The 4,470-nt window shown below is 69.4% G+C and carries 4 protein-coding genes; 2 read left to right on the top strand and 2 right to left on the bottom strand.

All coding sequences use genetic code 11. The features are described 5' to 3' along the window. The coding region (gene queA / locus RMO12_RS09225) for a tRNA preQ1(34) S-adenosylmethionine ribosyltransferase-isomerase QueA (protein WP_309639066.1) at window positions 1–714 on the top strand (714 nt) is incomplete at its 5' end. A gap of 100 nt (window positions 715–814) precedes the next feature. Next, entirely contained in the window at window positions 815–1,972 is a 1,158-nt protein-coding gene (gene tgt, locus RMO12_RS09230; RefSeq protein WP_309639067.1) for a tRNA guanosine(34) transglycosylase Tgt, read from the top strand. A gap of 124 nt (window positions 1,973–2,096) precedes the next feature. On the opposite strand, the gene RMO12_RS09235 is transcribed toward tgt, so the two are convergent. Together RMO12_RS09235 and RMO12_RS09240 are read right to left on the bottom strand one after the other, a co-directional pair. Then, the gene (locus RMO12_RS09235) at window positions 2,097–2,777 is read right to left on the bottom strand and encodes a CAAX prenyl protease-related protein (protein WP_309639068.1); all 681 of its coding nucleotides are present in this window, start codon (window positions 2,775–2,777) and stop codon (window positions 2,097–2,099) included. 192 nt (window positions 2,778–2,969) lie between these two features. Beyond that, window positions 2,970–4,470: 1-acyl-sn-glycerol-3-phosphate acyltransferase (locus RMO12_RS09240; protein ID WP_309639069.1), on the bottom strand; the 1,501-nt coding region annotated here is incomplete at its 5' end.

Raw genomic sequence — 4,470 nt, forward strand, 5'->3', positions numbered from 1 at the left:
GGCCGCATCCGCTTTGCGGGTGCCTTCGAGGCCGAGGTGCTGGGTCGCTGTGGTGCTGACGGCGCCTTGTTCCATCTGCGCTTTCCGGGCGACCCTTTCGCCCTGCTCGAACGCCACGGCCATGTGCCGCTGCCGCCCTACATCACGCATGCCGACGAGGCCGACGATGAGCGCCGCTACCAGAGCGTGTTTGCGCGCGTGCCCGGCGCGGTGGCGGCGCCCACGGCGTCGCTGCATTTCGATGAAGCGGTGCTCGGCGCGCTCGACGCGCGCGGCGTCGCACGCGCGAGCCTCACCCTGCACGTCGGTGCGGGCACCTTCCAGCCGGTGCGCACCGACACGCTCGCCGAGCACCGCATGCACAGCGAGTGGTACGAGCTGCCAGAGGCTACCGTCGACGCCATCGCGCGCACTCGCGGCGCCGGGGGGCGCGTCGTCGCGGTGGGCACGACCAGCCTGCGCGCGCTGGAGTCGGCGGCGCTCGGCGGCGCGCTGCAGGCCGGCGCTCGCGAGACCGACATCTTCATCACGCCGGGTTTCGAGTTCCGCGTGGTCGACCTGCTGCTCACCAACTTTCATCTGCCCAAGAGCACGCTGTTGATGCTGGTCAGCGCCCTGGCCGGCCATGAGCGCATGCACGCGCTCTATGCGCATGCGATTGAGCAGCGCTACCGTTTTTTTAGCTACGGCGACGCGATGTTGCTGCAGCGCTGACGGGCGCGGCGCCGACCGCAACGCCGACTTCAACGCAAGCTCGAGCGCCGCCGCAAGCGCCCGGCGGCCGCGGCCCGAAGCGCTTGCGAGAATGCGCGCCATGCTTCGCTTTGAACTGCTCGCCACCTCGGGTCATGCGCGCCGCGGCCGTCTCACGCTCGCCCACGGCGTGGTCGAAACGCCGGTGTTCATGCCGGTGGGCACCTACGGCACGGTCAAGGGCGTGATGCCGCGCTCGCTCGAGGAGATGGGCGCCGAGATCATTCTGGGCAACACCTTCCATCTCTGGCTGCGCCCGGGCCTGGACGTGCTGCAGGCCTTTGACGGGCTGCACCGCTTCGAGAACTGGCGCCGCCCGATCCTCACCGACAGCGGCGGCTTCCAGGTCTGGTCGCTCGGCGAGATGCGCAAGATCAGCGAAGAGGGCGTGCGCTTCGCCTCGCCCGTCAACGGCGACAAGCTGTTCCTCACGCCCGAGATCAGCATGCAGATCCAGACGCTGCTGGGTGCCGACATCGTCATGCAGTTCGACGAATGCACGCCCTACGAAAGCAAGGGCCAGCTCACCACCGAGCGCGAAGCACGCGACTCGATGGCACTCAGCCTGCGCTGGGCCGAGCGCTGCCGCAGCGAGTTCGCGCGGCTCGAGAACCCGAACGCGCTGTTCGGCATCGTGCAGGGCGGCATGTTCGAGTCGCTGCGCGAGGCCTCGCTCGAGGCGCTGGTGGCGATGGACCTGCCCGGCTATGCGATCGGCGGCGTGAGCGTGGGCGAGCCCAAGGCCGAGATGCAGCGCATCGTCGCGCACACGCCGCGCTTGCTGCCCGCGGGCAAGCCGCGCTACCTGATGGGCGTGGGCACGCCCGAGGATTTGGTTGACGGCGTGGCCAACGGCGTGGACATGTTCGATTGCGTCATGCCCACGCGCAACGCCCGCAACGGCCACCTGTTCACGCGCTTCGGCGACCTCAAGATTCGCAACGCGCGCCACAAGAGCGATGCAGCACCGGTCGATGCGAGCTGCGGCTGCTATGCCTGTGCGGGCGCCGGGGGTTCGGGCGGCCTCTCGGGTGGCTTCTCGCGCGCCTACCTGCACCACCTCGACCGCTGCGGCGAAATGCTCGGTCCGATGCTCGCCAGCGTTCACAACCTGCACTACTACATCCAGCTGATGCGCGAGCTGCGTCTAGCCCTCGAGGATGGGCGCTTCGAAGCCTGGCGCGCGCAGTTCGCGGCCGACCGCGCGCGCGGCGTGTGACGCGGCTCAGGCGGCTTGGGTAGCCGAGCTGCCGCTGCAGCGCCACCCGCTGCGCCGCGTCGCCGCGCTCGCTGGCGAGCAGCCGGCCTCGGCCGCGGCTCGGCCCACGCCGCGCCGCATCGCCCTACCAGTACGTCCAGTGCCCGCCCATCACCACCCACCCGCCGAGCAGCCCGTTGGTCACGGCATGCGCGATCACCGGCGACCATAGCGAGCCGCTGCGCCGGTACAGGCCCGCATAGGCCAGGCCGGCCAGCGCTGCGGCAAACCACTCGTGGTGCGCCATGGTGAACAGCGCGGTCGACATCACCACCGCGTACAGGCCCACCTGCCGCGCATCGACGGCCTGGAAGTCGCTCTTCTCCAACCAGCGCATCAACCAGCCGCGCCAGAAAAGTTCTTCGATCAGCGGCACCACCAGCGCGGCGCCGAGCCAGCGCACGGCGAGCAGGCCCCACAGCAGCTGGCCCGCTTGGTCGACCGGACGAAACACCGGGCCGGGCGAGGTGGTGCGCATCCACGGCGCGTCCAGCGCAATCCACAACCACCACACCGCCACGCCCATCGCCACGGCGAGCAGCGCATCGCCCAGGCGCGGGGCGTGCGCCAGCTCGCGGTAATGCGGCCAGCCCCAGGCCAGCAGCAGCGCCGCGCCGCCCGCTTGCAGCGCGTAGAGCGAGCGTCCGTCCAGGCCCTGCGGCGAGTCGTCCTGCGGCCACAACCCGCGCAGGATCAATACGCAGATGAAGAAGAAAAACGGCAGCACACGCAGCAGCGCCGCGCGCGAGATCGGTTTGAAGATCACGGGCTGCCCAGGCCTTGCAACAAGACCGTCGGACATGCGCCCTCGAGCGACGCGCGGTGCGCCGCCGCTCGACCCGTCGGCGGCCTGCAAGAGCGTGACGCTCGCCGCGCCTTGATCGGCGCACAGGGTTGGAGCCGGTGCATTTTGCGGAGCCTCCTTTGCTTTGTTGGGGCCCTGTGCCGGACCCACGTCTCAGGTCGCGAGCAGACGCGCGACTGTGCCTTGCAAGCCCTGCGGTGTCACCTCTCCCGGTGCGATCGGCGGGCCGGCCGTCAGACCGACGCGGTTGAAAATGCCGCGGCGCAACGGCCGCGTCATCGCGGCGCCGCCGACGCGCGAGAAGAACGAGCCCCACAGGTTGGACAGCGCCAGCGGCACCACCGGCACCGGGTGCGTCTCCAGGATCTTCATCACGCCGCCCTTGAAGGGCTGCAGCGTGCCGTCGCGCGTGATCGCGCCTTCAGGGAAGATGCACAGCAGCTCGCCCTCGTCGAGCACGCGGCGCGCCTCGGCGAAGGCGCGCTCGTAGATCACCGGGTCGTCCTGCTGCGGCGCGATCGGTATCGCCTTGGCGAGCTTGAACAGCCAGCCGAGCACCGGGGTGGCGAAGATGCGGTGGTCCATCACGAAGCGGATCGGCCGCGGGCTCGCCGCCATCAGGAGGATGGGGTCGACGAAGCTCACGTGGTTGCACACCAGCAGCGCGGCGCCTCGAGTGGGAATGTGCTCGTCACCGCGGATGCGAAAGCGGTACATCAGGCGCGCCACGATCAGCGCCACGAAGCGCAGCAAATACTCGGGCACCAGCAGGAAGATGTAGGCGGCGACCACGGCGTTGAGCAAGCCGGTCACCAAGAAAATCTGCGGCACCGTGAAGCCGGCCGCGAGCAGCGCGCCCGCCAGCAGCGCGCTGGTGATCATGAACAGCGCATTCAGGATGTTGTTGGCCGCGATGATGCGGGCGCGGTGCGACGCCTGCGAGCGCAGCTGGATCAGCGCATACATCGGCACGCTGTAGAGGCCGGCAAACAAGGCCAGCAGCCCCAGATCGAACATCACCTGCCAATGCCCCGGCAGACGCAGGAACTCGGCCACGCCCACCACCGCCTGCGGCGCCGCGCCGCGCGAGGCGAAGTACAGGTCGACCGCGAACACGCTCATGCCGATGGCGCCGAAAGGCACCAGGCCGATCTCCACATGCCGCCGCGACAGCATTTCGCAGAGCAGCGAGCCGATGCCGATGCCCACCGAGAACACCACGAGCAGCAGCGAGGCCACGCGCTCGTCGCCGCCCAGCACGTCCTTGGCGAACGAGGGGAACTGGCTCAGGAACGCCGCACCGAAGAACCACATCCACGAGATGCCCAGCAGCGAGCGAAACACCACCAGGTCACGGTGCGCGAGCCGCAGGTTGCGCCAGGTCTCCGACACCGGGTTCCAGTTGATGACGAGCGCCGGGTCGGAGGCCGGGGACGCCGGCACGAACTGCGCCGTCGCTCGGCCCAGCAGCGCGACGGCGACGCAGGCAAAGGCGACGTACTGGCCGCCCACACCCGGCACCGAAATCAACAGGCCGCCGATCACGTTGCCAAGCAGGATGGCCACGAAGGTGCCCATCTCGGTCATGCCGTTGCCGCCGGTCAGCTCGCGCTCGCTCAGGTGCTGCGGCAGATAGGCGAACTTGACCGGACCG

The sequence above is a fragment of the Methylibium sp. genome (assembly GCF_031393925.1).
Classification (GTDB): Bacteria; Pseudomonadota; Gammaproteobacteria; order Burkholderiales; family Burkholderiaceae_C; genus Methylibium.